The 4,917-nt window shown below is 74.2% G+C and carries 2 protein-coding genes; both read right to left on the bottom strand.

All coding sequences use genetic code 11. The annotated features are described in order from the left end of the window. A partial coding sequence (locus ACIBCA_RS37085; protein WP_396287594.1) for a condensation domain-containing protein occupies positions 1-1,564 on the bottom strand: 1,564 nt, incomplete at its 3' end. Next, a partial coding sequence (locus ACIBCA_RS37080) for an amino acid adenylation domain-containing protein (protein WP_396287593.1) occupies positions 1,561-4,917 on the bottom strand: 3,357 nt, incomplete at its 5' end. The genes ACIBCA_RS37080 and ACIBCA_RS37085, both read right to left, overlap by 4 nt.

The following is a 4,917-nucleotide window of genomic DNA, read 5'->3' as shown; positions in this document are numbered from 1 at the left end:
CCAACTCCGCGAACGACACCTCCACCCCGTCACACACCACCGCCACCGCATCCGGCGACTCCGCCACCCGCGCCGCGAACAACTCCGGCACCAACACCGGCACACCAGCCACAGCCGTGTCGTTCCACTCCACCAACACCCGACGACGATCCGCCCCACCCAGGACGTCCACCGCACTCAGCCGCACCGACGGGTCGGCGGCGAACGCCTCCAGCACCCGGACCAGGGAGGCCGCGATCCGCTCGGCGGTCGGCAGGTCGAACAGGTCGGCGGAGGCCTTCAGCACTCCGCGGACGCCGGCCGGAGTACCGCCGGGGCCGAAGGTCTCGCCGACCATCACGTCCAGGTCGAACTTCGCCGCGGAGGCGCCGGAGGTCAGCACCTCGGTCCGCAGACCGGGCAGGTCGAGCGCGGCCCCGGTGTTCTGGAGGGTCAGCACGACCTGGAACAGCGGGTGCCGGGACAGCGACCGAGCCGGGGCCAGCTCCTCGACCAGCCGCTCGAACGGCACGTCCTGGTGCGCGAGCGCGTCGAGGCCGACCTCCTTCACCCGCCCGAGGACGTCACCCAGGGCCGGGTCGCCCGAGAGGTCGGTCCGGATCACCAGGGTGTTGAGGAAGCATCCGACCAGGTCGTCCAGAGCCTTGTCGGTGCGGCCTGCCACCGCCGAGCCGATCGGAATGTCCGTGCCCGCGCCGAGCCGGGACAGGGTGGCCGCCAGCGCCGCCTGGAGCACCATGAACAGGGAGGTGCCGCGTTCCCCGGCCAGGTCCGCCAGCCGTCGGTGCACCTCGGCCGACACGGTCAGCTCGGCCAGGTGCGCCGCGTGGCCGGACTTCGCCGGGCGCGGCCGCACCGTCGGCAGGTCCAGCTCCTCCGGCGCGCCGGCCAGTGCCTCCCGCCAGTGGGCGACCTGCCGGGACAGCACGCTCTCCGGGTCCTCCGGCGAGCCGAGGAGCTCCTCCTGCCACAGCGCGTAGTCCGCGTACTGCACCGGCAGCGGCTCCCAGTCCGGTGCCACGCCCCCGCACCGCGCCGCGTAGGCGGCGGAGATGTCGCGGGCCAGCGGGCCCATCGACCAGCCGTCCACGGCGATGTGGTGCATCACCAGGACCAGCAGGTGTTCCTCGGGTGCGGTCGCGAACAGCCAGGCCCGCACCGGGACTTCGGTCGCCAGGTCGAAGGCGTGGCCGGCCGCGCGAGCCACCGCCTCGGCCAGTTCGCCGCTCACACCGCCGATGAGCGCGAGGTCCTGCACGGCCCGGTCGGCGGACGGGTCCACCGCGGGCAGGTCCGCCCCCGGGTCGTCCGGGTCCACGACGGTGAGCTCCCAGGAGAGTTCCTCGGCCTTGAGGATCCGCTGGTACGGCTCGCCCGCGGAGGTCGGGAAGACCGTGCGCAGGATCTCGTGGCGCTCGATCACGTCGAGGAGCGCCTCGGCCAGCGCCACCCGGTCGAGGGCGCCGGTGAGCCGGACGGCCAACGGGATGTTGTAGGTGGCGCTGGGGCCCTCCACGTGCCACTGGAACCACAACCGCCGCTGCGCGGACGACATGGGGATCATCGGGACTCCTCCTGCTTACGCATCGGCCGCAGTGCGGGCCTGGTCGACTTCTGGGTGACTTCCTGGGTCGCGAGCCGGGCTGCGAGCCTGGCCGGCGTCGGTGCCTCGAACAGCACTCGGATCGACAGCTCCCGCCCCGACACCGCCCACACCCGGCTGACCAACTGGGTCGCCAGGATGGAGTGGCCGCCGAGGGCGAAGAAGTCGTCGTGCACGCCGACGGCGGGCAGGCCGAGGACGTAGGCGAACGCCTCGCAGACCAGCGCCTCCTCGGCGTTGGCGGGCGCCCGGCCGGTGTCCGCGGTGGTGGTGTAGCTCGGCACGGGCAGGGCGGCCCGGTCGAGCTTGCCGTTGGCGGTCACCGGCAGGCGGTCGAGGACCACCAGCGCGGCGGGCACCATGGCGCCGGGCAGGTGCCGGACGGCGTGCTCGCGCACGGCCTCCACGAGCGGGCCGGCCGCGGCCCCTCCCGGATCCGCGCCGTCCGGATCCGCACCGTCCGGCGCGGGGACGAGGTAGCCGATCAGGCGCCGGTCGCCGGGAGTGTCCTCACGGACGGTGACGACGGCCTGCGCGACACCGGGGTGCGCGGAGAGGACGGCGGCGACCTCCCCGGGCTCGATCCGCAGACCGCGGATCTTGACCTGGTCGTCGGTGCGGCCGAGGTACTCCAGCTCCCCGTCCGCGTTCCACCGGACCCGGTCGCCGGTGCGGTACATCCGCTCGCCGCTCCCGTACGGGCAGGCCACGAACCGCTCCGCCGTCAGGCCGGCTCGGCCGACGTAGCCGCGCGCCAACTGCACACCGGCCAGGAAGAGTTCGCCCTCCACCCCGACCGGCACCGGCCGGAGGGACTCGTCGAGCACGTACGCCCGGGTGTTGGCCACCGGCCGCCCGATCGGAACCACGGTGCGGCCGTCCGCCAGGCACCGGGCCGCGGTGACGTCCACCGAGGCCTCGGTCGGCCCGTACAGGTTGTACAGCGGCGCCGGAAGCAGCCCGAGGAAGCGGTCCCGCAGTTCGGCGGGCAGCGCCTCGCCGCTGCAGAAGACCGCGCGCAGGCCCGTGCACGAGGCGGCTGCGGGTTCCCGCAGGAACACGTCGAGCATCGACGGCACGAAGTGCGCCACCGTGACGGCCCGCTCCCGGATCACCCCGGCGAGGTAGGCCGGGTCCTGGTGGCCGCCCGGCCGGGCGAGCACCATCGTCGCGCCGTGCAGCAGCGGCCAGAAGAACTCCCACACCGACACGTCGAACCCGAACGGGGTCTTCTGCAGCACCCGGTCGGCGCCCGTCAGGCCGTACGCCGACTGCATCCACGCCAGCCGGTTGACGACGCCCTCGTGCGGCACCGCCACCCCCTTGGGGCGGCCGGTCGAACCGGAGGTGTGGATCACGTACGCCGGGTGCGCGGGCAGCAGCGCGCCCCGACGCTCGGCGTCCGACAGCGGGGAGTCGTCCCACAGCGGCGAGCCGTCCGGCCCGGCCGCCCGCTCCGGGCTCGTCGGACCGCCCAGCACCAGGACCGGCCGCGGTTCCCCGGCCGCCGCGAGCCTGCCTCGCAGGCCCTCGACCGTCAGCACGCAGGCCGGCGCCGTGTCGGCGAGCAGGTAGGCGATCCGGTCGTCGGGGTGGCCGGGGTCGACGGGCTGGTAGGCGGCGCCGGCCTTGAGCACCGCCAGCAGCGCGGTCGGCAGTTCGACGGAACGCTCCAGCAGGACGGCGACCACCGACTCCGGCCCGACGCCCCGGGCGATCAGTGCCCGGGCCAGCCGGTTCGAGCGGGCGTCGAGTTCGGCGTAGGACAGTTCGACGTCCTCGAAGACCACGGCGACGGCCTCCGGGGTCCGCGCCGCCTGCGCGGCGAACAGCTCCGGCAGGGTCGCGGCCGGCACCTCGGCGGCCGTGTCGTTCCACTGCGCCAGCACCTGGTCGAGTGCGGCCTCGTCGACGACCCCGATCTCGCCGAGCCGGGTGTCCGGCTCCTCCTCCAGGGCGGCTGTCAGGTTCTCCAGGCAGGTGTGCAGCAGGGCCAGGACCTGGCCGGGGTCGGCCGGGGCCAGCGCGTCGACGGTGATCTCGAAGCCTTCGCCGAGGTCGTCGACCGAGACGGTCATCGGGTAGTTGGTGCGCTCGCGGTAGTCCAGCAGCCGGATGCCGTCGATCCCGGTGATGTACTCCGGGTCCACGATCCGGTTGTGCCGGTAGTTGAGGATCGAGGTGAACAGCGGGGCGCGCCCGGCCACGCCGGACGCCCGCTGGGCGAGCGCCAGGGGCGCGTGCTCGTGGGCCAGCAGGGCCGCGAGCTGGCGCCGCACCGAGGACAGCGCGTCGTCCACCGCCTGCCGGTCCACCGGCACCCGCACGGGCAGGGTGTTGATGAAGGGACCGAACACCCGGCCGGCGCCGGCGCCGGCGTTCATCCGGCCGAACAGGACGGTCCCGAACACCACGTCCTGACGGCCCGAGACGGCGGCCAGCACCCGCGCCCAGGCGAGGTGGAAGACCGTCGCCGGGCTCACCGCCCGGGCCCGCGCCAAGCTCCGCAGTCTCACCGCGAGTTGCTCGTCCACCGGGCGCTTGAGGCTCGCGACCGCGGCCCCGTCGCCATGGACGTCGGTGAGTCCGTACGGGGTGGTGGGCTCGGTGACGTCGGCCAGCAGCTCGGCGAAGTGCTTCTCGTGGTCCGCACGGGCGGTGCCGAGGCGGGCCTGGGCGACGAAGTCGCGGAAGGGCAGCGGCTCGGGCAGGTCGGCCGTGCGCCCCTCCATGATCGCCCGCACCTCGGCCAGCAGCACCTCCAGCGTGGTGTGGTCGCGCACCATCTGGTGGATCCGCAGCAGGGCCAGCTGGCCGCCGGCCGCGCCGTCCGCACCGGCCGGGTCGGCCGCCAGGTGCAGGTCCAGCAGCGGCGCCCGGCCCAGGTCCATCGACGCCCCGGCCGCGGCCAGCAGCTGCTCCACCGCACCCGGACCGTCCGCCGACAACTCGACCTCGGTCACAGGGAGTTCGACGCTCCTGGCGACCACCTGCACGGGCTCGGGCAGGCCCTTCCACGCGATCGACGTGCGGTAGATGTCATGCCGGTCGATCACCACCCGCAGCGCCGCCACGAAGCGGTCCAGCCGCTCACGCGAGTCGAAGCCGAGGACGGCGGGCAGGACGTAGACGTCGTGGCGGTCCCGGTCGGCCAACAGGTAGTGGAAGAGGATGCCTTCCTGGAGCGGCGCCAGCGGGTAGACGTCGGCGAGGTTGGCGGCGCCGCCGGGCAGTTCGGCGAGCAGGCGCTCCAGCTCAGCAGCCGACAGCTCGACCAGCGGCAGCATCTCCGGGGTGACCTCGGTCGCGCCGTC

The sequence above is a fragment of the Kitasatospora sp. NPDC051170 genome (assembly GCF_044455705.1).
GTDB lineage: Bacteria > Actinomycetota > Actinomycetes > Streptomycetales > Streptomycetaceae > Kitasatospora.
Note: the sequence above shows the minus strand (reverse complement) of the source record. Positions and strands in the feature narration are given on the sequence as shown.